This window comes from Vibrio sp. CCB-PB317 (assembly GCF_022808245.1).
Classification (GTDB): Bacteria; Pseudomonadota; Gammaproteobacteria; order Enterobacterales; family Vibrionaceae; genus Vibrio; species Vibrio diabolicus.
The window spans coordinates 870,888-892,576 of sequence record NZ_JALGNU010000003.1 but is presented as its reverse complement, the minus strand read 5'-3'; the positions used below and the strand labels follow the sequence as shown (position 1 = coordinate 892,576).

Here is a 21,689-nt window from a genome sequence, read left to right as displayed (position 1 = left end):
CTTTGTTAAACTAGCTCTGCCGCTAGCGTATTGATTTTTGAGAGCAAAGATTCAAAGTCCGCCGTCGTCAGACACGGGTTCAAAATCGTAAATTTCAATGCAGTTTTACCGTCGACAATGGTTTCACCCAATATCGCGATACCGCGTGTTAACGCTTCTAAGCGCAACGTTTTATTCAGTTCATCAAGATCCGCTGATTCATGTGTCGCGCGGAACAGAACCGTAGATAGCGATGGTTCAGCCAACAACTCAAAGTGTTTGTTATCTCGAATCATGTCCGCAACTTCAAGCGTCTGATCAAGCAAATGATCGTACATATCGCCTAGGGCTTTTGGCCCCACGCTTTGCATCGTCATAAACACTTTTAGCGCATCAAAACGCTTAGTTGTCGCAATAGACTTATCCACCAAGTTCGGTAGTTCGTCGTGCTCGCGGTTCAAGTAGTCTGCATGATGAAGCAGGAACTTAAAGTTAGACTTGTCATTCACCAACAGCGCACCACAACTGATGGTTTGGTAAAATAACTTGTGGAAGTCTACGCTGATGGAGTGTGCACGCTCACAACCTTTCAAACGGGCTTTTTGGCTACTTAGAATCAGAGCTCCCCCGTATGCACCGTCGACGTGCATCCACATGTCATGTTTCGCTGCCATATCGGCGATAAAGTCTAGGTCATCAATAGCACCGTGATCCGTAGTACCCGCTGTGCCGACAATTGCAAATGGGATCAAACCTTCTGCTTTTGCCTGATTTAGAACTTCGTCTAACTTAGTGACATCCATCGTTCCATCGGCATTAGCATCGACGGTCATAACCGCTTTTTCACCCAATCCCATCCAAGACGCTGATTTTTGAACCGTGAAGTGGGATTTTTTCGAACACACTATACGCAGCTTGTCTGCGTATTCAGGAAGGCCAAGCTTTTGAATTGAGTGCGCACTGAGTTTGTCAGCAATCCAATCACGCGCAAGCATCAAACCCATTTGATTACTTTGCGTGCCGCCGCTCGTGAAGATACCGTCCGCTTTTTCACCTAACTCGTATTTATCGCATAGCCAGTTCACAACTTTCTGTTCAACATAAGTCGCTGATGAAGCTTGATCCCATGAGTCCATTGACTGGTTCAAAGCCGCAATCATTGCCTCTGCGGCAATAGCAGGCATCAACGGTGGAGTATGAAGGTGAGCAATACAATCTGGATGTTGAGTAAAAATCGCGTTTTTTGCGACCAACTCGGCAGCATCATCAATAACCGTTTTGAGAGGCGCATTTTTATTGTCAAGATCAACAGCATGGATCGCTGCTTCCAATGCTTTTGGATCCATACCTGAGTATGGTGCAGCAACCTGTTCAAACACTGATTTCATTGCTGTCGTAGTGTGATTCATCACCGAAGCAAACTCATTGCTGCCCAACTCTCCAGTGTGGATGAAATGCTTCTTCCATTCATCTTGTGGCTGAGTGCCGATGTGACTACCGCCGGCGGCTAAAATCGCGTCTTCAAATACACGTAAAGCAAAGTCGATTTGCTCAAACGAGATGATAAGAGGAGGAAGGAAGCGAATTACTGCACCTTCACGTCCGCCTTTCTCAACGATCAAGCCACGCTCAAGTGCTGCGCGTTGAATGGAAAGAGTGAGTTCACTATCCGCTTGAGGTTCGCCAAATTTATTGAGCTCGCCGTTTGGATTTTTAATCTCCACACCAAGCATCAAACCTTTGCCACGTACTTCTGCGATACAGTTCACGCGCTTTTGAATGCTTTCAAGACCATAGCGCAAATACTGGCCCGCAATATTGGCATGCTCAACCAGATTGTCACGCTGGATGATTTCTAATGCTTTCGCACCAGAGACCATGGCTAACTGATTGCCACGAAACGTACCTGTGTGTTCGCCCGGCTTCCAAGTATCATGCTGCTTGTTGATAACCAATAGCGACATTGGTAAGCCACCGCCAATAGCTTTTGATAAACACAGGATATCTGGAACAATGCCCGACTCTTCAAATGCGAAATTGTAGCCAGTTTTACCAACACCACACTGGATCTCATCGAAGATCAGTAAGATACCGTGTTCATCACAAATACGACGTAACTCTCGCAGCCAGAATGCTGGCGCAGGAACAACACCACCCTCACCTTGCACTGGCTCAACGATGATCGCAGCAGGCTTCATAATGCCCGATTCATCATCGTTTAAAAGACGATCGATATAGCGAATGCTTGCTTTCGCACCTTCATCACCGCCAAGTCCAAATGGACAACGCAAATTGTATGGGAAAGGCATAAAGTGCACGTCTGACATTAAACCAGTTCGACGCGCTTTCGTACCTAGGTTGCCCATCATGCCCATTGTGCCGTTAGTCATACCATGATATGCGCCACGAAAAGCAAACATGGTGTTGCGACCAGTAGTCTGCTTCGCGAGTTTGATCGCGGCTTCAACTGCATCGGCTCCAGACGGACCACAAAATTGGATAACGCTGTTCTCACTTAACTCTTGAGGAAGAAAAGATTTAACAGATTGAATAAACGTCGTTTTTGCTGATGTTGCAATATCTAGCGTCTGATATGGCAGACCCGAATCTAATTGCTCTTTCAGAGCTTGGTTTATTTCAGGATGGTTATACCCCAAAGCTAGAGTGCCCGCCCCCGCAAGGCAGTCTAAAAAGATCTGTCCACGTGTATCTTCAACCAAGCAACCAAAAGCTTGTTTGATTGCGATTGGCAAGCGACGTGGATAAGAACGCACTTCAGATTCATGCTCAGCCTGATCAATCAATACTTGATCTGGCGTTAAGTCATACGTTCCCTCAACGATAGGAACCTGAGACGAAAAAATGTTTGCGATATTGCTATCGACTTCAAAGGCAGTGCTCATACTACATAATCCCTTGAATTATAATAATTCTATATCCTGTATTAATAATCATTGGAATGAAGTTACAGGAGGTGTGTATACCCCTCCGCATTTGTCAGTGCAAAATGACAAATACAGATCATCTGCCACGATATTCGTGACTTTATATGTAAAAGGGATTAATCAAGGTTCCGTAATGCACCCGTTTTGTAAAACAGGACATTTCGGCAGTATGAAGCTGATTAGTGTGTGTTTATTCAAAGGTTTCAATGTTGGGTTTCCCATTAATATGCCGCTTTTACAGCATTAGTATCCCGTCTATCGACAAAAGGCTTTGCCGATACCTACCCTACGCAGTGTCACAATCAGCTTGAATGGTCACTACGCGTATCCCCCAGAGATCAAACGTTGTTAATTACGCTCCGAGATTGCGCGCGAATTTATCACAAAATAAAATCTTCTGGCAACGATTTTTCATATTAGTAACAGTGACGCAAATCACAACAAAGTTCCCCCTAGTGATATTTGTACATTCATACTCATCTACAACGCTTTTCTTCTTTTCTCAAATACCTGTTATTTAAACAAATATCCTTACAATATCAGCGCCATGAACCAAAACGGTTTATGAACATACCACTCTTTAATCGTAGAACATTATTTTCAGTATCCAAGGCATTTAACAGAGCTAGTATTTACGTTACTGCTCAGCCTAAATCGATGAGTCTTTATTCACAGAACTTTGATTGACTAAACTTAAACTAGTCGGATAGGTATGGCCATGAAGTGACGTTGCTATGGCTAAAATTAACAAGGAGTTAAGTTAGTAAGCTGAAGGAGCTCAGTGCTTAAAGAAATACATCGCGAAGAAGAAATTTAAGATTTTAAGAAATACAAAAAAGGCCCAGCATTTTGATGCTGGGCCTTAAACCTGGAGCGACACACGAGGTTCGAACTCGTGACCTCAACCTTGGCAAGGTTGCGCTCTACCAACTGAGCTAGTGTCGCATTTAATATAAGATGGTGCCCCGGGCCGGACTTGAACCGGCACAACGCGAACGTCGAGGGATTTTAAATCCCTTGTGTCTACCAATTCCACCACCAGGGCACACAAATATTCTTTGTGGGGCCTTTACAGAAAAGTAAAACACCATCTGATACCGCTAACGCCATATCAATAAAATTTGGAGCGACACACGAGGTTCGAACTCGTGACCTCAACCTTGGCAAGGTTGCGCTCTACCAACTGAGCTAGTGTCGCATTTATTCTCGAAAGCCATTCACTCTCAAAAGAATAATGGAGGCGCCTCCCGGAGTCGAACCGAGGTCCACGGATTTGCAATCCGCTGCATAGCCACTCTGCCAAGGCGCCTCATCTGTGAATAAAGCTAAGCTTCTTTCACCACCCTACTGAGCTGTGCTCTCTTGGGTACGGGATGCATTCTACGGATTCGAGCGATCGAGTCAATACTATTTTTATTTTTTTAAATCGTTTGACTAGAATTTGTGCGAAAGACGGTAGATTGCTTAGTTTTAATACTAAAAATCGCTTAAATACACTTGTTTATCATAAAACTTTGGCTACGCCTTACACTGATGGCCGTGCGTTACGTGTATTGAAGCGTTAATAATCAGGAGGCTCGCTTCTCTGAGACTCTCCAAGGGTGAAAACAAGACTTAGATCACATATGGAACTCTATCGAAGCAAAAGCCCCAGATACAAATTTCAAGCATGGCCGTTAGCAAGCATTGAAAAACGTGAGAAGCAAAGAAATGCTGTAGATTATCTTAGATACAAAAAAGCAGGCTATTAAGCCTGCTTTCTAACATCAGAATTTAATGGTGCTCTTCATTCAACAGATCGTCTTTCGCAGCAGCTAAATATTGAATCATTGACCAATATGTCAAGAAAGTTGCCACATACAAGGCCGCAAAGCCTAGCCAAACCATCCATTCATCGTAACGCCATATCAACACCCATAAGGCGAACATTTGCGAAACAGTTTTTACTTTGCCAACCCAAGATACCGCAACACTCGCTCGCTTACCGATTTCAGCCATCCACTCTCGCAATGCTGAGATAATGATTTCTCGCGCGATCATCGTTACCGCTGGAATGGTCACCCAAATTGAATGGTAATGTTCCGTGATTAAAATCAATGCCGTTGCCACTAGCACTTTATCAGCAACAGGATCAATAAACGCACCAAAACGAGAAGTTTGGCCAAGTTTACGGGCCAACATACCGTCAAGCCAGTCAGTAAAACCCGCTACCCAAAACACCATTGCTGCTGCAAACGGTGCCCATGAATAAGGCAGATAAAAGACAACCACAAAAACAGGGATTAGGAACAGTCTAAGAAGAGACAGAATGTTCGGGATATTCAAACGCATTTTATTATTCTCTTACACATTGCGGCTTAATGTTGCGCGATTTTCCTTATTGTTTCAATGCTTGGAAAATAATTTCTGCTAAAGAGTGACTTATTCCCGGTACTTTGGCGATTTCTTCGACACTTGCACGTTTAAGTTCTTGTAACCCACCCATGTACTTGAGTAACGCCTGACGTCGTTTAGGGCCGATTCCCTCAATCCCTTCAAGTGCACTAGTACGTCTGGTTTTACCTCGCTTAGCACGATGCCCCGCTATAGCATGGTTATGGCTTTCATCACGAATATGTTGAATAAGGTGCAGCGCTGGAGCATCGCTTGGTAAATGAAACTCGTCCCCATCGACTGTAATCAGCGTTTCTAAGCCTGGTTTGCGAGTGACCCCTTTCGCAATACCAATCATGATGGGACGCTTTGGCCAATCACCCCAATATTGCGAAATAATATCATGCGCACGATTTAACTGACCTTTACCACCATCGATAAAGATGATGTCGGGAATTTTCTCTACATCCAATTGCTTCGAATAGCGGCGCTCCAACGCTTGTCCCATTGCAGCGTAATCGTCACCACCGGTAATCCCAGTGATGTTATAGCGACGATACTCCTGCTTAACGGGGCCTTCATTGTTGAACACCACACACGATGCAATCGTACTTTCCCCCATGGTATGAGAGATATCAAAACACTCCATTCGAGCAATAGACTCCAACTTCAATGTTTCGCGAAGCGCATGAAAACGCTGATTAATCGTCATCTTGTGATTGATTTTGGTGGTAATCGCCGTTAGTGCATTCGTGTTCGAAAGCTTGAGATACCTTGCTCGAGAGCCAGTTGGCGAGGTATGGAAATGAACCTTACGACCTGCAACTTCACTTAACGCTTTCTGTATTGGCGCGATATCTTCTGCCAACTCTTGATTCAAAATAATACGAGAAGGAATCGTGCGTGCTTCGTTATGGCTCAAATAGTATTGAGTCAGAAAACTATCGAACACTTCCTGCTGGCTTGTATTTTGTGGGATTTTCGGAAAATGGCTACGGCTACCAAGCACTTTGCCTTGGCGTATCATCAGGATATGGATACACGCGATACCATTCTCCTGAGCAAACCCGAGTACATCCATATCATCCATGCTGTCTTCTGAGACGTACTGCTGCTCTTGAACACGTCTAATCGCTTGAATTTGATCGCGGAATTTAGCGGCATCTTCAAAGCGCAATTGCTGACTGGCAACTTCCATTTTCTCGATCAGTTGTTTGAGTACTTGCTGGTCTTTGCCTTGCAAAAACATGCGCACAAAGCCAACCAACTCTGCGTATTCTTCATCAGAAATGATGGTATCAACGCATGGCCCTGCACAACGGCCAATTTGGTACATCAAACATGGACGCGTTCGGTTGGAATAGACAGTGTCTTCACACTGGCGCACAGGAAATATCTTTTGCAGCAAATGCAATGTTTCTCTTACTGCACCAGAATCTGGGTAGGGGCCAAAATATTCACCTTTGCGCTTCTTGGCGCCACGGTGGATAGAAAGCCGTGGGTGCTTATGACCGCTAATAAAGATATAAGGGTAAGACTTATCATCTCGCAGCAAAACATTGTATTTCGGTAAATACTGCTTGATGTAGTTATGCTCTAAGATGAGCGCTTCTGTCTCAGTGTGAGTCACTGTGACGTCAATTTTGGCGATATTACTGACAAGCGCGCGAGTTTTCTCACTGTCTACTTTTTTTCGAAAGTAGCTTGAAAGGCGCTTTTTTAGGTCTTTGGCTTTACCTACGTAGATTACAACAGCTTCGGCGTTGTACATTCTGTAAACGCCGGGCTGATGAGTTACTGTCTTGAGAAAGGAAGCCGAATCGAAGGGAGGATTCACACTAAAGGGTCTCGGTGTCCAGCATTCCGTGGCGAATCGCTAAGTGAGTTAACTCAACGTCACCATTAATGTCCAATTTACTAAAGAGTCGGTAGCGATAGCTGTTGACTGTCTTTGGACTTAAATTAAGTTGCTCAGAAATATCCGTTACCTTTTGACCTTTGGTGATCATAAGCATGATCTGCAATTCACGTTCGGATAAGTCTTTAAAAGGGTTCTCAGAGGCTGGAGAAAATTGACTCAATGCCATCTGCTGCGCAATCTCTGGTGAGATGTAACGCTGCCCACTATTAACTACACGAATCGCATTCACCATTTCATCAGGGCCAGCACCTTTGGTTAAATAACCAGACGCACCAGCCTGCATCACCTTGGTTGGAAACGGGTTTTCTGTATGAACGGTAAGTACGATGATTTTCACATCAGGATTCACGCGAAGAATTTTTTTAGTGGCTTCCAAGCCACCAATTCCTGGCATGTTCATGTCCATTAAAACGACGTCAGCATGATTACTGCGACACCATTTTACTGCATCTTCACCGCTGTCAGCTTCTCCTGCTACGTTCATTCCACGGACGTCTTCAATAATACGTCGTATCCCTGTGCGAACCAGCTCGTGATCATCTACAAGGAAAACATTTATCAAACTTGTATCTCCACACTTTGTATTGGTTCTGCACCCACATAACCATTATTTGTTAAATGTGGATATCAGTATGCCTGCCTATATACTAACGTAATCGACAAAAAATTGCTTTCTATGAATATGTGCTGAAACGCAAACTTTAGCAAGAACTTATTCATAAACCACTCTATTATTTTAGAGCGTGATGAGCAGAACCGAAATCTAAGAAAAGACAATTAACAACATTAAGTACAATAAATCAAGTAACTAGGTTTCATATTGCCCAGAGAAACACGCTATAACTTAAAATGACACTATCCCTCTTGCACCAGAGGCTAACTTGTAATCACTAATTCCAGCAAAAATTTGAACCGTTTTCTTTACTGGTTATTTTTACAGTTCTTAATGTTAAACTAGCGTTCTTCAAGTTTTCTAAGGTTTCTCACATTTGAATATCCAACAAGGCTTTCTGCTTACTCGACAGGCACGAGACATCAAAGGTCAAACTCAAATCGAGCTGTGGCTTTCGACAGAAGCAGGTCCTACTCAGTTAATTATTAATGGTGAGAAGCCAGTATTTTTCATCGCTCAGAAACACTCAGAGCAAGCAAAAACACTCGCGCGAGAAAAAAACATACCCGTCGACATCCGCCTTTTGGATCTCAAAACGTTTGAACATACGCCTCTTTCTGCATGCTATACCAACGTAACCAGAGACGCTCTCACACTTAAAGACACGTTCGCTCAAAATGATATCACCACTTACGAAAGTGATATTCGCCTCGCCGATCGCTACCTCATGGAGCGTTTTATTAAAGGCAGTATTGAGTTTACAGGCAATGTGACTCGTACCAATGGCTACCAACGCGTCCAGAACGCAAAATGCCGTACGGGGCAATATGAGCCGAAGTTAAACGTTGTCTCGTTAGATCTAGAATGCTCTGAGAAAGGCATTCTTTACTCCATCGGATTAGACAGCGTCATGGATTCCCGCGTTATCATGATCGGAGAACCAGAACCTTCGGATACACCGATACAATGGGTCCAGGATGAAAAGGCGCTTCTAGAAGCACTCATCGATTGGTTTAAAAAATTCGACCCCGATGTCATTGTCGGTTGGAACGTCATTGATTTTGACTTTCGCCTGCTACACAAACGAGCAGAATGGCACAACATGAAGCTAATGCTTGGCAGAGCAGACCAAGCCAGCTTTTTTAGAAGTTCATCTCAAAGCCAACAAGGGTTTATCTCCATTCCCGGGCGAGTTGTGATGGATGGTATCGATACGCTAAAAACGGCTACTTACCACTTTCGATCTTGGTCATTAGAGTCTGTATCTCAAGAACTCTTGGGGGAAGGTAAAGAAATCCACAACGTTCATGACCGTATGGATGAGATCAATCGTATGTACCGCTCCGACAAACCATCGCTGGCTAAATATAACTTACAAGACTGCGTGTTGGTGAACAAGATTTTCAATCACACTCACCTGCTCGACTTTGCAATTGAACGCTCTCGCCTCACTGGTGTAGAACTGGATCGTGTCGGTGGCTCGGTAGCGGCATTCACTAACTTATACATGCCGCAAATACACCGCGCAGGCTATGTTGCCCCGAACCTACACCCAGAAAATTGGATTGCGAGCCCCGGCGGTTACGTGATGGACTCCATCCCTAACCTATATGATTCCGTTTTAGTATTGGACTTTAAGAGTCTATATCCATCGATTATTCGCTCTTTCTTGATTGATCCTATGGGTTTGGTTGAGGGGTTATTACTCGATATTGGAAAAGAAGATAATCAAGCTGTTCCTGGCTTTCGCGGTGGACAGTTCCATCGTACGAAACACTTTTTACCAGAAATGATTGAAAAGCTTTGGGCAGCACGTGATGTCGCGAAAAAGAACAATGAAAAAGCTTTTTCTCAGGCAATCAAAATCATCATGAACTCCTTTTATGGCGTACTGGGTTCATCGGGATGTCGTTTCTTTGATACTCGATTAGCTTCTAGTATTACCATGCGCGGACATGAGATCATGAAGCAAACTAAAGTACTGATTGAGGAACAAGGCTATCAAGTGATTTACGGCGATACGGATTCCACATTCGTGTCGTTGAATCGACCATACAGTCAAGTAGAAGCTGACGCTGTTGGAAATCAATTAGTTGATTACATCAACTCTTGGTGGCAGGAACATCTGCGTTCTGAGTACAACCTAACATCTATGTTGGAAATCGAATATGAAACCCATTATCGCAAATTCCTTATGCCAACGATTCGTGGCGCAGAAACTGGCTCGAAAAAGCGCTATGCGGGTTTAATCGGTGAAGGAGAGCAAGAGCGGATTGTATTTAAAGGGTTAGAAAGCGCCCGTACTGACTGGACCTCATTAGCACAGAAATTTCAAAATACACTCTATAGCATGATTTTCCATGGTGAAGACCCAAGCGACTATGTCCGAGAGATGGTTGAGAAAACTAACAACGGTGAATTTGATGAACAGTTAGTGTATCAAAAGCGACTGCGCAGAAAACTGCATGAGTATCAGAAGAACGTCCCGCCACAAGTGCGTGCAGCTCGTTTAGCGGATGAGATAAATGCCAAGCTTGGACGCCCATTACAGTATCAAAACAAAGGAAGAATTGAATACATTATAACCGTGAACGGTCCTGAACCTTATGAGTACCTCAATAGCCCGATTGATTATCAACATTACATTGATAAACAACTCAAACCCGTTGCAGATGCGATTCTCCCTTTCATTGGGACGGATTTTGACAGGCTTTCAGCACCTCAAATGGGGTTGTTTTAACCGATACGAAACTCTGTTTTCTGGTACTGTTTGACTAACCAATCACCAAACGCATCAATTAGCCCGATAACAGAACGCTTGGGAATACCCCGGCCAGAAAGTAAAATTTCTAGCCGCTCGATCTCAAGCTGCTTTTCAGGATGATAAGTTAAGAATACCTTGCCACATTGTATAGGGTCATCAAACCAACGTTTATCTCGATACATCACCAAAGAGTATGACGCTCTTAGTAACTTTTTAGCAATCACGCGCTGGGCGGCCACCTGCTCTTCTATCGTCTTCGCTTGTACGATTTTTTTGCGATACACCGTAATCCAATCTTCCACATCCATATTCCAGTGCTTAGCAATTTCCCAACTTGGGACGTAATCACCAAAACAGTCTGCTAGATCATCACCATAAACACAGACACAGCAATGCTTAAGCATAAAGCCCCAAGTGAAAATACTATCTAAATTAGCTACTTCACTCACTAAGGCTGTACGGACCGATACACCATTAACTTGAGGGTAACTCTGCTGCGCACGCCACTTAATTGTGTTGAGCAAAGTCGCGCGATTGTGCTCAAAGGATGATTGAGTAACGACAACCAGGTCTAAGTTCGACCTCCCAGCGACCGCTGTTTTGCGAGCGACGCTACCATACACATAAACGCTGTGTAAGTTTTGCCCCAGTCCACCTTTGAGACAAGCGGTGACTTCTCTAATTACAGGCGCAAACTCTGGTTGAAATGGTTGTTTAGGATCGATAACAGGCAGAGACATGACTTAAAACGTGATCTCAGATGGTTCAAGAAGTTGAGCTATATGTTCTCTTAGCCGACTCACTGAATCAAGTCCATTCAGGTGTTTAGTCATGGGAGTAACAACAAATTTCTGCAATGAATTTTAATGCTAGGCGGCTAACTTAGCGCTATAATCACCGAGTTTTGCTTAATAAGTATGAATAGGAATATACAATGCCAAAGGCAAGTGAAATCAAAAAAGGCTTCGCAATCGAGTCTAATGGTAAAACTCTTCTAGTTAAAGACATCGAAGTAACGACTCCTGGCGGTCGTGGCGGCGCTAAAATCTACAAAATGCGTTGTACAGATCTAAACACGGGCGCACGTGTAGATGAGCGTTACAAGTCTGATGACGTTGTTGAAACGGTAGAAATGAACAAACGTGCAGTTGTGTACTCATACGCTGACGGCGATGAGCACATCTTCATGGATAACGAAGACTACTCACAATACACATTCAAGCACAATGAAGTTGAAGACGACATGCTGTTCATCAACGAAGATACACAAGGTATCCACATTATCCTTGTTAACGGTGCTGCTGTGGGTATTGAACTACCATCTTCTGTTGAGCTAGTGATTGAAGAAACTGACCCTTCAATCAAAGGTGCTTCTGCATCTGCTCGTACTAAACCAGCACGCTTCGCTTCAGGTCTTGTCATCCAGGTTCCTGAGTACATTGCAACTGGTGACCGTGTTATCATTAACACAGCTGAACGTAAATACATGAGCCGAGCATAAGCATGTCTGATTTGATTTCTTACGACGACGTCATCGACGCAGCGTACGACATTTTCCTTGAAATGGCTCCAGATAATCTAGAGCCTGCTGACGTGATTCTGTTTACTGCGCAATTTGAAGATCGTGGTGCCGCAGAACTTGTTGAAACTGGTGATGACTGGGTTGAACATGTTGGCTTCGAGATCGACAAAGAAGTATATGCAGAGGTTCGTATCGGCCTAGTAAATGAGGAAAATGACGTTCTTGATGACGTATTTGCTCGTATGCTAATCAGCCGAGACCCAGAACATAAGTTCTGCCATATGCTTTGGAAACGCGATTAACGTTTCTTCATCATGAACAAAAATACCAGCCTAGTGCTGGTATTTTTTATCTGTTGTTTTTGTTTAGCTGAGATATTTGTTTATCCAAAGTCCCCTGCTCTATATCGGCTTTAGATCCTTTTGTTATGTAACAGATAAGAAAAAGGCTTGCCGAATTGGCAAGCCTTTCTGATGTTTTGCTATCGATTAACGATGCTTGTTACGTGCGCCTTGGTCACCAGCAGTCTTCTTCGGCTTACGACGAGAAGGGTTGTTGCTGCGGCCTTTTGGCGTGTTAACACGCTCTTCATGGCGCTTAACTGCGCGACGAATTTTTTGGCTGCGTGCACGCTCACGTTTGCGTGATGTGTTGTCTTTGTTCAGATCAAGCATGGTTTCTTTCTCTGGACGAAGCTCTACAAGCTCACGCAAGTAGTTGACTTCTTTCAGGTCAAGCTCCATCCAACCACCACGAGGCAGTTTCTTGTCTAAGAAGATGTCGCCGTAACGAACACGTTTCAGACGACTAACGGTACACTCTTGCGATTCCCATAGTCGACGAACTTCGCGGTTACGACCTTCGTTGATAACAACGTAAAACGTGTGGTTCATGCCTTCACCACCCGCGTAAACAACATCTTCAAAGCGAGCTAAACCGTCTTCCAGTTCAACACCTTTTACTAGATTACGAACTTTCTGTTCAGTTACTTCACCGAACACACGTACTAGGTATTCACGTTCAACTTGGCGGCTTGGGTGCATTAAGCGGTTCGCCAGTTCACCATCCGTTGTGAAAAGCAGAAGACCAGAAGTGTTCGCATCCAGACGACCAACTGAAATCCAACGAGAGCCACGAATTTTTGGCAGACGATCAAAAACAGTACGACGACCTTCTGGATCGTGACGAGTACACAGTTCACCCTCGGGTTTGTAGTACGCAAGTACACGACAAATCACTTCTTCTTGAATCTTTGCAGAGACAATGTGACCATCGATACGAACTACGCTGCTCTCGTCTTCAAGTCTTTCACCAAGCTTAGCGACTACACCGTTCACGCTAACGCGACCAGATTTAATTAACGATTCAATCTCACGACGAGAACCGTGACCAGCACGTGCTAATACTTTTTGTAACTTTTCGCTCATTTATCTACCTATGTGTCGTCTTCACAGACGTCTAGACCAGGATTGGTCTGTATTTTTCTGATTACCCATTTCAGTGGGATTTTTCGGTCCGACATTATACGTAACTTTCTCAGTTAATGTAAGCTAAATCGGCGCCATTCTCCACACCAAAAATTCACTTTAAAACGTCGAAAATATTTACTCTATTCTGCAACTTTTTTCCTACTTAATGCTGATATAGCCCAGCGAGAATCCCACTAATATCGGTCTTCCCGAGCCACTTTAACCGTGCAGTACCTGATAAAATTGTCAGGGTTACAACGATAACCACTTGGGGTGTGTTTACTGTTCGTGTTGCTTTAAAAGCAACGAAGAATAAGCCGTCCCTGTTTGCTGCTAAGTAATACCAATCATCGTGGATAAATGAGCACTCATAGCAAGACAAGAAGCATCGGTAAGTCACTATTTACTATTAAAAATGACACTAACGTTATCGTGTATTTTAACTAGCTAGATTAGCTCTGCATTTTCGGCGATTGGCATAAATCAGACAAAAAGGAATAGAACAATGTCTATGCTAAATCTAGACCTAAATTGGATTTTTGGGACATCTCAAGATGACGATATGACCGGTACAAAAGGGTCTGAAACAACCGATATTTTCTTCGGCTTCTGTGGTGATGATAAGTTCGTAGGATACGGAGGCAATGATGTTGTCTTCGGGGGCTGGGGAGACGATACCTTGCTCGGTGGCCGAGGGAACGACTTTGTTTCTGGCGGCTTTGGCAACGACTTCCTATCGGGCGGATTAGGAAATGACAAGCTCTTTGGTGGTTGTGGCGATGATACAATTTTTGATTACTCAGGCAACAACTACTTGAGTGGGGGTTGGGGTAACGACACGCTCGTCGTTGGCGATGGTGAATCAGTACTGAGCGGCGGCTGTGGAGACGACACTTTCGTGCTTACAAACCGCCTGGCTATTGGTGTACCGGATCAACCTGTATCCTCCAACGATATTGATATTAAAGCCGATATTGTCGATTTTAATATTTTTCATGACAAACTTGTCTTCGATATGGGCAGAGACACCGACAATGATGGCATTCGAGATACGTTCTTGGATTCAGCGGATGATCTGACTTTATCTTATAATGAGTGTGGCTGGGCAGTATTCTCTAGTGATGAATACAATGTCGAAGTAACATTAAACGGCGTGAGCTCTGCATACATCAACTATGCTGAACAAAATGGTATCGACATTTTCGATTTCGCTTAATCTCAAACAGTTAAGTTCAATGAGATATTCGATATGACAACTAAAATAGGAGGCGCGATGCCTCCTATTTTGTTTGACGGTGGTGTACGACTATTCGTCGAATTATTCGAATGGTGCCGGGTCACCTGATCCCAAACGCACCACAACAGGTTCACCTTCGCTAAAATCAATGACGGTCGTAGGCTGTTCACCTAAGTAACCGCCATTAAGAATCACATCAACCGCATGTTCTAGTTTATCGCGAATATCTTCCGGATCAGACTCTGTTACGTCACTGCCAGGTAGAATCAACGACGTAGACATCATCGGTTCACCTAATGCTTCCAACAAGTCCAAGGCAATTTGATTGTCTGGAACACGGATACCGATGGTCTTACGTTTCGCGTTCATCAAACGACGCGGCACTTCTTTCGTGCCTTTGAAGATGAAGGTGTAAGGACCTGGTGTGTTGTTTTTCAGTAGTCGGAATGCAGAGTTATCCACTCGCGCATATAGAGAAAGTTCCGACAAATCACGACACAGTAATGTAAAGTTATGCTTATCATCCAGACGACGGATCTGACAGATTCGTTCCAGTGCCTGTTTGTTCTCCAACTGACAGCCAAGTGCGTACCCTGAATCGGTAGGGTACACCACAACTCCGCCGTTACGAATGATTGCTACTGCTTGATTAATCAAGCGAGCCTGTGGGTTTTCTGGGTGAACGTAAAAAAACTGGCTCATTGTAATTCCTCATTATCGAGCCTCTCGGCTCTATATTCTTATGTGGAGCTTGAATGCCGCCTTGTTGTGCTTTATCAAGTGACTTCAAGATTCAAAGTGTTGTTCAGTTCCAACGACAAGGAAAGCCACATTAATACCCAATATACACTTTCCAGTTATTTGATGCTGAAACCCACGCTTTGAGGTTACTTTGATATATCCAACGAAGGATCAATACCCCAATCTTTCCAAACTGGTTCGACGCCTGCGGGCAACCAAAGGTTCCTTCCTAGCTCCATCCAAGGGGATGGGTAGTGAAAATCACTGCCTTGAGACGCTAATAGTTTGTATTGTATAGCATAATCAGCCAAGTTGCGCCTTTCTTGTTGCGCTTGCTGTGGCTGTGCAACTTCCATCGCATCGCCGTTTGCTTCTACAAACGCTGCTAGAAGACGCTTAATCCACTTCGCTGTCAACTTATATCTTCCAGGATGCGCTAATACCGCCAAACCACCAGCAGCATGGATAGCATCAACCGCATCTTTCATCGAACACCAATTCGGTGGTACATAACCTGGGTTATTACGCGTTAGGTATTTTTTAAACACCATTTGCATGGTTTTTGCGTAACCATTATCCACCAACCATTTCGCGAAGTGCGCTCTCGTAACAGGCGCATCACCGGCGATCTGCCTTACTTCTTCGAGCACACCTTCCCGAGTTGCTTTTTGTAGTCGCTCTGCAATCAACTCTGACCTTGTTATGCGGTGCTGCTTCTGCTGCTCGATGAGGACGGATAATTGTTCATTTTCCGGATCGATATTCAAACCGACAATATGAATGTCTTTGTTTTGCCAGACAGTCGATATCTCAATGCCGTTGATGATTTTGATCGGCAAATTATTGTCTTGAACGTGTTGCTTGGCTAACGCCAAGCCGTCAACCGTATCGTGATCAGTGATCGCCAAAACCTCGATATCAAAACTCAGCGCCCTTTCCACTAAATCTTTAGGCTCTAACCGACCGTCCGATGCAGTGGTGTGGCTATGTAAATCAATTCTCATATTTTTATCGTTTTAATGCTGTTTTGGGGTTGACTTTTTACTCTCGCACTAGTTAACTAGTACACAAATACAAAGTACGTAATTTAAGGTTCACCATGTTACAAGAATTTAACCAAAACCAAAAAGCGAAAGTTGCGGTTTGTCTTAATAAGACAAACTCATCAGATCTTGCTTGGTGGCGCACTTGGACTAGTTCTTGGTGGGCAAACGTATACTTCTAGTTTATAGAACCAAACGTTGTAAAGCCCGCTACTTAAGCGGGCTTTTTTGTTTTGTTGCTCATTTCACATTCAACTGCCTAAACATTAATCGAATATGGCTAACTCTAGATTGGGAGAACGTTTGCTTTATGCGACTATGTACGGCAGGAAGATTTAGCCAGCTACAAGGAGGTCTTGTGAATAAGGCCATAGAAATCAAGAAACTTGGATGCCTAGAAGTATTAAAGACTTCGGTTCCTTACACTCAAGACCCAACACGTTTGTTCCATACCATTTGTGAGAACAAAAGAGATAGCTTACTGCTCGAATCCGCTGAAATTGATTCGAAACAGAATCTAAAATCACTTTTAATCGTCGATTCAGCGGTGCGCATCGTTTGTTACGGCCACACTGTAAACATGCAGGCGTTAACCAACAACGGTAAAAAACTACTTTCTCACCTAAACCAGAACATCCGTGGTGACGTTGAGAGTAAGTTCGATGGCGAAACGCTAACTTTAGAATTTGATCAGCCATGCGACACGTTAGATGAAGACTCTCGACTACGTGAAGCTTCTTCTTTTGACGCGCTACGTTTAGTGCAACACAGCTTCGATGTTTCACTGCAAGACAAACACGCGATTTTCCTTGGCGGTCTGTTTGCCTACGACTTAGTCGCAAACTTCGAGCCGCTTGGAAATGCAAAAGCAACCAATCAATGTCCAGATTACGTTTTCTACGTAGCGGAAACATTGCTTGTTGTCGACCATCAAACGGAATCTTGCCAGCTTCAAGCTACATTGTTTGTGGATGATTCAGAAAAACTAGCGCTAGAGACTCGCATCGCAGAAATCAGCGCTCAATGTGCGGCGCCAAAGTTACTTCCAAATGCAGAGCAAATCGCCGACGTAACGGTAGAACCTAGCGTATCTGATTCAGACTTCTGTCAAATCGTTCGCGACTTAAAAGAGTTCGTAGTGAAAGGCGATGTGTTCCAAGTCGTACCATCTCGCCGATTCACTCTACCTTGCCCTTCTCCACTCGCTGCTTACAAAGAACTGAAACAAAGTAACCCAAGCCCTTACATGTTCTACATGCAAGATGAGCTGTTCACTTTGTTTGGCGCATCACCAGAAAGCGCGCTTAAGTATGAAACCGACACCAACCAAATTGAAATCTACCCAATTGCAGGCACACGTCGCCGTGGCAAGCACCCTAACGGCGAGATTGATTTCGACCTAGATAGCCGCATCGAACTTGAACTGCGTACCGACATGAAAGAAAACGCAGAACACATGATGTTGGTTGACTTAGCACGTAACGACGTCGCTCGTATTGCTCAAGCTGGCACTCGCCACGTAGCAGACCTACTAAAAGTCGACCGCTACAGTCACGTAATGCACCTAGTATCTCGTGTGGTTGGTCAACTGCGTGAAGACCTAGACGCGCTGCACGCATACCAAGCTTGTATGAACATGGGCACGCTCACTGGTGCACCAAAGATTCGTGCAATGCAGTTGATTCGTGATGTCGAAGGCGCACGACGCGGTAGCTACGGCGGTGCTGTGGGTTACCTTACCGGCGACGGTACACTCGACACATGTATCGTAATTCGCTCAGCTTACGTTGAGAACGGCATTGCTCAAGTTCAAGCAGGCGCAGGCGTTGTGTTCGACTCTGATCCACAAGCGGAAGCAGACGAAACGCGCGGTAAAGCACAAGCGGTAATCTCTGCTATTCAAGCAGCGCATTCTCAACCTACGAACAAGGAGTAGCAGACATGGCGAACATCGTATTCATCGATAACTTTGACTCGTTCACCTACAACCTTGTGGATCAGTTCCGCTCGCTAGGTCACTCAGTCAAGATTTACCGAAACAACATCCCAGCAGAAACCATCGAACAAGCGGTAAACGAGCTTGAAAACCCAGTGGTTCTGCTATCGCCAGGCCCTGGTGCTCCTTCAGAAGCAGGCTCAATGCCAGAGCTTATCCAACGCATGAAAGGCAAAGTGCCGATGATCGGCATTTGTCTTGGTCACCAAGCGATTGTTGAAGCGTACGGCGGCACTGTTGCTGGTGCAGGCGAAATCATTCACGGTAAGGTGTCTATGATGGAGCACCAAAACCATGCGATTTACCAAAACCTACCATCACCACTTGCGATTGCACGTTACCACTCGCTGGTTGCGACCAAGGTTCCTGAGAGTCTAACCATCACGGCAGAAGTGGATGACTTGGTGATGTCTGTTGTACATGAAGAAGATAAAGTTTGCGGGTTCCAGTTCCACCCGGAATCTATTATGACGACCTACGGAGCAACACTGTTGGCCAATGCCATTGAATGGGCGCTTGAAGAATCAACTTCAGTGAACCCACTCACTGCTTAAAAAGCACTTGGCACATAAGAAATTTAGGAGAGGAAATATGGAAGCAATCATCAACCCTATTATTACCAAACTGTACGAGCAAGAATCGCTTACTCAGGAAGAGAGCCAACAGCTGTTTGACATCATCATCCGTGGTGAACTAGACCCAATTTTGATGGCATCAGCACTGACTGCACTAAAAATCAAAGGCGAAACGCCAGATGAAATTGCAGGCGCGGCCAAAGCACTGCTGGCAAATGCAAACCCATTCCCTCGCCCAGATTACGATTTCGCAGATATCGTAGGTACGGGCGGCGACGGTCACAACACCATCAACATTTCAACCACTGCGGCGTTTGTTGCTGCTGCATGTGGGCTAAAAGTGGCAAAGCACGGCAACCGCAGCGTTTCAAGCAAATCGGGTTCTTCTGACCTTCTTGATTCATTTGGTATCAACCTAGCCATGAGCGCAGAAGATACGCGCAAAGCGGTCGACGATATCGGTGTTGCTTTCCTATTTGCACCTCAATACCACGGTGGTGTGCGCCATGCGATGCCTGTGCGTCAAACTATGAAAACACGCACCATCTTTAACATTCTTGGTCCACTGATTAACCCAGCTCGTCCAAACATCGAATTGATGGGTGTTTACAGTGAAGAACTGGTTCGTCCTATCGCGGAAACCATGCTACAAATGGGTATGAAGCGCGCCGCAGTGGTACACGGAAGTGGTTTGGACGAAGTCGCGATTCATGGCGAAACAACGGTTGCAGAAATCAAAGACGGCAAGATCACTGAGTACACGCTAACACCAGCAGACTTCGGTCTAGAAGCGCACCCGTTAGAAGCAATCAAAGGTGGCGTTCCTGAAGAAAACAAGGCGATCATTACCAATATCCTGACGGGTAAAGGTACAGACGCACAATTGGGCGCAGTGGCGGTGAACGTTGCCTTGCTAATGCGTCTATTCGGCCACGAAGATTTAAAAGCCAACACGCAACAAGCGATTGAGGCAATGAATTCAGGCAAGGCGTACCAATTGGTACAACAACTTGCCGCACACGCTTAAGGAATTGAAGAAGATGACTGACTTCAACACTCAGCAAGCTGACAACCTGTCTGAACACGTTTCTAAGAAAGAAGCAGAAATGGCAGAAGTACTGGCAAAAATTGTCCGCGACAAATATCAGTGGGTAGCAGACCGTAAGGTGTCTCAACCGCTAAGCACATTTCAGTCTGATCTGCTGCCATCGGACCGCAGCTTCTACGATGCACTGAGTGGCGAAAAGACAGCATTCATCACCGAATGTAAGAAGGCGTCTCCTTCCAAAGGTTTGATTCGTGATCACTTCGACTTGGATTACATTGCATCGGTTTACAACAACCATGCTGATGCAATTTCAGTATTAACAGACGAGAAATACTTCCAAGGTAACTTTGACTTTCTTCCTCAAGTGCGTGGTCAAGTCAAACAGCCAGTTCTGTGCAAAGACTTCATGGTAGATACCTACCAAGTTTACCTAGCGCGTCATTACAGTGCTGATGCTGTCTTGCTAATGCTGTCTGTCCTCAATGATGAAGAGTACAAAGCCCTAGAAGAAGCAGCACACAGCCTGAACATGGGCATTCTGACCGAAGTCAGCAACGAAGAAGAGCTTCATCGAGCCGTTAAGCTAGGCGCACGCGTTATCGGCATCAATAACCGTAACCTTCGCGACCTAAGTACTGATTTGAATCGTACGAAAGAACTGGCACCGACAATTCGCGAACTGGCTCCTAACGCAACAGTAATCTCAGAATCTGGCATTTATACGCATCAACAAGTTCGTGATTTAGCGGAATACGCAGACGGCTTCTTGATTGGTAGTTCACTGATGGCGGAAGACAACTTAGAACTTGCTGTACGTAAAGTGACGTTAGGCGAAAACAAAGTGTGTGGCTTAACGCATCCAGATGACGCAGCAAAAGCATATCAAGCTGGTGCAGTATTTGGTGGCCTGATTTTTGTCGAGAAGTCGAAGCGTGCAGTTGACCTTGAAAGTGCTCGCTTAACCATGAGCGGTGCTCCACTGAATTACGTTGGCGTTTTCCAAAATCACGATATCGATTTTGTTGCTTCTGTCGTGACCTCTTTGGGTTTAAAAGCGGTGCAACTGCACGGTCAAGAAGACCAAGCTTACGTAAACCAACTCAAAGCCGAACTGCCAACAGCGGTAGAAATTTGGAAAGCTTATGGCGTGACTGATGCGAAGCCAGAACTACTTGCAGACCACATTGACCGCCATCTATTAGATGCTCAAGTTGGCACCCAAACTGGCGGAACTGGTCAAGTGTTCGACTGGTCACTGATCGGTGACCCAAGTCAAATTATGCTAGCAGGCGGACTGTCGCCAGAAAATGCTCAACAAGCAGCGACACTAGGTTGCTTGGGATTAGATTTAAACTCTGGTGTAGAAAGTGCACCAGGCAAAAAAGATTCACAGAAGTTGCTCGCGGCATTCACCGCCATTCGCAACTACTAAAGCTGTATTTCAGCTAAAAAATTTAAAGCTA

Annotated in this window: 17 protein-coding genes, 4 tRNA genes and 1 other annotated feature; of the genes, 9 read left to right on the top strand and 12 right to left on the bottom strand. The window is 44.7% G+C overall.

Going from position 1 to position 21,689, the window contains the following annotated elements; translation table 11 throughout:
- Window positions 1-5 precede the first annotated feature (5 nt).
- From MTR11_RS21305 to uvrY, 8 genes are all read right to left on the bottom strand, one after another.
- Window positions 6-2,882 (bottom strand): pyridoxal phosphate-dependent class III aminotransferase, encoded by a 2,877-nt coding sequence (locus MTR11_RS21305; RefSeq protein WP_243328346.1) that lies wholly within the window; start codon window positions 2,880-2,882, stop codon window positions 6-8.
- A 911-nt stretch (window positions 2,883-3,793) separates the two neighbouring features.
- Window positions 3,794-3,869 (bottom strand) — tRNA-Gly (locus MTR11_RS21300).
- Window positions 3,870-3,882: 13 nt separating this feature from the next.
- A tRNA-Leu gene (locus MTR11_RS21295) sits at window positions 3,883-3,969 on the bottom strand.
- Between the two features lie 77 nt (window positions 3,970-4,046).
- Window positions 4,047-4,122, bottom strand: a tRNA-Gly gene (locus MTR11_RS21290).
- Between the two features lie 37 nt (window positions 4,123-4,159).
- Window positions 4,160-4,233 (bottom strand) — tRNA-Cys (locus MTR11_RS21285).
- Window positions 4,234-4,697: 464 nt separating this feature from the next.
- Window positions 4,698-5,255: a CDP-diacylglycerol--glycerol-3-phosphate 3-phosphatidyltransferase gene (gene pgsA / locus MTR11_RS21280; RefSeq protein ID WP_005394805.1), complete on the bottom strand. Its 558-nt coding sequence runs from the start codon at window positions 5,253-5,255 to the stop codon at window positions 4,698-4,700.
- A 46-nt stretch (window positions 5,256-5,301) separates the two neighbouring features.
- Entirely contained in the window at window positions 5,302-7,134 is a 1,833-nt protein-coding gene (gene uvrC, locus MTR11_RS21275) for an excinuclease ABC subunit UvrC (RefSeq protein WP_025767270.1), read from the bottom strand.
- A gap of 1 nt (window position 7,135) precedes the next feature.
- Window positions 7,136-7,780 (bottom strand): UvrY/SirA/GacA family response regulator transcription factor, encoded by a 645-nt coding sequence (gene uvrY, locus MTR11_RS21270; protein ID WP_005386783.1) that lies wholly within the window; start codon window positions 7,778-7,780, stop codon window positions 7,136-7,138.
- Between the two features lie 427 nt (window positions 7,781-8,207).
- Between uvrY and MTR11_RS21265 the strand changes: the two genes are divergently transcribed.
- Window positions 8,208-10,571: a DNA polymerase II gene (locus MTR11_RS21265; protein WP_243328345.1), complete on the top strand. Its 2,364-nt coding sequence runs from the start codon at window positions 8,208-8,210 to the stop codon at window positions 10,569-10,571.
- On the opposite strand, the gene MTR11_RS21260 is transcribed toward MTR11_RS21265, so the two are convergent.
- Window positions 10,568-11,335: a nucleotidyltransferase domain-containing protein gene (locus tag MTR11_RS21260; RefSeq protein WP_243328344.1), complete on the bottom strand. Its 768-nt coding sequence runs from the start codon at window positions 11,333-11,335 to the stop codon at window positions 10,568-10,570. The two genes, MTR11_RS21265 and MTR11_RS21260, sit on opposite strands and share 4 nt — an antisense overlap.
- 194 nt (window positions 11,336-11,529) lie before the next feature.
- Here MTR11_RS21260 and yeiP point away from each other — a divergent pair, with 194 nt between their 5' ends.
- Together yeiP and MTR11_RS21250 are read left to right on the top strand one after the other, a co-directional pair.
- Window positions 11,530-12,096 (top strand): elongation factor P-like protein YeiP, encoded by a 567-nt coding sequence (yeiP, locus tag MTR11_RS21255; RefSeq protein ID WP_005376801.1) that lies wholly within the window; start codon window positions 11,530-11,532, stop codon window positions 12,094-12,096.
- Between the two features lie 2 nt (window positions 12,097-12,098).
- The gene (locus MTR11_RS21250) at window positions 12,099-12,419 is read left to right on the top strand and encodes an HI1450 family dsDNA-mimic protein (RefSeq protein WP_005376800.1); all 321 of its coding nucleotides are present in this window, start codon (window positions 12,099-12,101) and stop codon (window positions 12,417-12,419) included.
- Window positions 12,420-12,605: 186 nt separating this feature from the next.
- Here MTR11_RS21250 and rluB read toward each other — a convergent pair whose 3' ends face one another.
- Window positions 12,606-13,544, bottom strand: a complete 939-nt coding sequence (gene rluB / locus MTR11_RS21245) for a 23S rRNA pseudouridine(2605) synthase RluB (RefSeq protein WP_005376798.1) — start codon at window positions 13,542-13,544, stop codon at window positions 12,606-12,608.
- Window positions 13,545-14,091: 547 nt separating this feature from the next.
- On the opposite strand from rluB, the gene MTR11_RS21240 reads away from it, so the two are divergent.
- Complete coding sequence (locus tag MTR11_RS21240) at window positions 14,092-14,802, top strand: calcium-binding protein (protein ID WP_005394815.1); 711 nt, start codon at window positions 14,092-14,094, stop codon at window positions 14,800-14,802.
- Between the two features lie 102 nt (window positions 14,803-14,904).
- Here MTR11_RS21240 and MTR11_RS21235 read toward each other — a convergent pair whose 3' ends face one another.
- Window positions 14,905-15,525: an L-threonylcarbamoyladenylate synthase gene (locus MTR11_RS21235; protein WP_005376791.1), complete on the bottom strand. Its 621-nt coding sequence runs from the start codon at window positions 15,523-15,525 to the stop codon at window positions 14,905-14,907.
- Between the two features lie 185 nt (window positions 15,526-15,710).
- On the bottom strand, window positions 15,711-16,568 hold the full coding sequence (rnm, locus tag MTR11_RS21230; protein WP_109169699.1) for an RNase RNM: 858 nt from the start codon (window positions 16,566-16,568) through the stop codon (window positions 15,711-15,713).
- 95 nt (window positions 16,569-16,663) lie between these two features.
- On the opposite strand from rnm, the gene MTR11_RS21225 reads away from it, so the two are divergent.
- From MTR11_RS21225 to trpCF, 5 genes are all read left to right on the top strand, one after another.
- Window positions 16,664-16,789, top strand: coding sequence for a trp operon leader peptide (locus tag MTR11_RS21225; RefSeq protein ID WP_005394819.1), 126 nt, complete (start codon window positions 16,664-16,666; stop codon window positions 16,787-16,789).
- Window positions 16,736-16,839 (top strand) — a sequence feature (Trp leader region). It overlaps the preceding gene by 54 nt.
- Window positions 16,840-16,965: 126 nt before the next feature.
- Window positions 16,966-18,543: an anthranilate synthase component 1 gene (locus MTR11_RS21220; RefSeq protein WP_243328343.1), complete on the top strand. Its 1,578-nt coding sequence runs from the start codon at window positions 16,966-16,968 to the stop codon at window positions 18,541-18,543.
- 5 nt (window positions 18,544-18,548) lie between these two features.
- On the top strand, window positions 18,549-19,157 hold the full coding sequence (locus MTR11_RS21215) for an aminodeoxychorismate/anthranilate synthase component II (protein WP_243328342.1): 609 nt from the start codon (window positions 18,549-18,551) through the stop codon (window positions 19,155-19,157).
- 37 nt (window positions 19,158-19,194) lie between these two features.
- Window positions 19,195-20,205, top strand: coding sequence for an anthranilate phosphoribosyltransferase (gene trpD, locus MTR11_RS21210; RefSeq protein ID WP_046874474.1), 1,011 nt, complete (start codon window positions 19,195-19,197; stop codon window positions 20,203-20,205).
- Between the two features lie 13 nt (window positions 20,206-20,218).
- Window positions 20,219-21,658, top strand: coding sequence for a bifunctional indole-3-glycerol-phosphate synthase TrpC/phosphoribosylanthranilate isomerase TrpF (gene trpCF, locus MTR11_RS21205; RefSeq protein WP_243328341.1), 1,440 nt, complete (start codon window positions 20,219-20,221; stop codon window positions 21,656-21,658).
- The last annotated feature ends 31 nt before the right edge of the window (window positions 21,659-21,689 follow it).

Bases quoted from the DNA above. Each gene is read 5' to 3' on its own strand.
- MTR11_RS21305 (WP_243328346.1), bottom strand. From the start codon at position 2,882: ATGAGCACTGCCTTTGAAGTCGATAGCAATATCGCAAACATTTTTTCG.
- pgsA (WP_005394805.1), bottom strand. From the start codon at position 5,255: ATGCGTTTGAATATCCCGAACATTCTGTCTCTTCTTAGACTGTTCCTA.
- MTR11_RS21260 (WP_243328344.1), bottom strand. From the start codon at position 11,335: ATGTCTCTGCCTGTTATCGATCCTAAACAACCATTTCAACCAGAGTTT.
- yeiP (WP_005376801.1), top strand. From the start codon at position 11,530: ATGCCAAAGGCAAGTGAAATCAAAAAAGGCTTCGCAATCGAGTCTAAT.
- MTR11_RS21250 (WP_005376800.1), top strand. From the start codon at position 12,099: ATGTCTGATTTGATTTCTTACGACGACGTCATCGACGCAGCGTACGAC.
- rluB (WP_005376798.1), bottom strand. From the start codon at position 13,544: ATGAGCGAAAAGTTACAAAAAGTATTAGCACGTGCTGGTCACGGTTCT.
- MTR11_RS21240 (WP_005394815.1), top strand. From the start codon at position 14,092: ATGTCTATGCTAAATCTAGACCTAAATTGGATTTTTGGGACATCTCAA.
- MTR11_RS21235 (WP_005376791.1), bottom strand. From the start codon at position 15,525: ATGAGCCAGTTTTTTTACGTTCACCCAGAAAACCCACAGGCTCGCTTG.
- rnm (WP_109169699.1), bottom strand. From the start codon at position 16,568: ATGAGAATTGATTTACATAGCCACACCACTGCATCGGACGGTCGGTTA.
- MTR11_RS21225 (WP_005394819.1), top strand. From the start codon at position 16,664: ATGTTACAAGAATTTAACCAAAACCAAAAAGCGAAAGTTGCGGTTTGT.
- MTR11_RS21215 (WP_243328342.1), top strand. From the start codon at position 18,549: ATGGCGAACATCGTATTCATCGATAACTTTGACTCGTTCACCTACAAC.
- trpD (WP_046874474.1), top strand. From the start codon at position 19,195: ATGGAAGCAATCATCAACCCTATTATTACCAAACTGTACGAGCAAGAA.
- trpCF (WP_243328341.1), top strand. From the start codon at position 20,219: ATGACTGACTTCAACACTCAGCAAGCTGACAACCTGTCTGAACACGTT.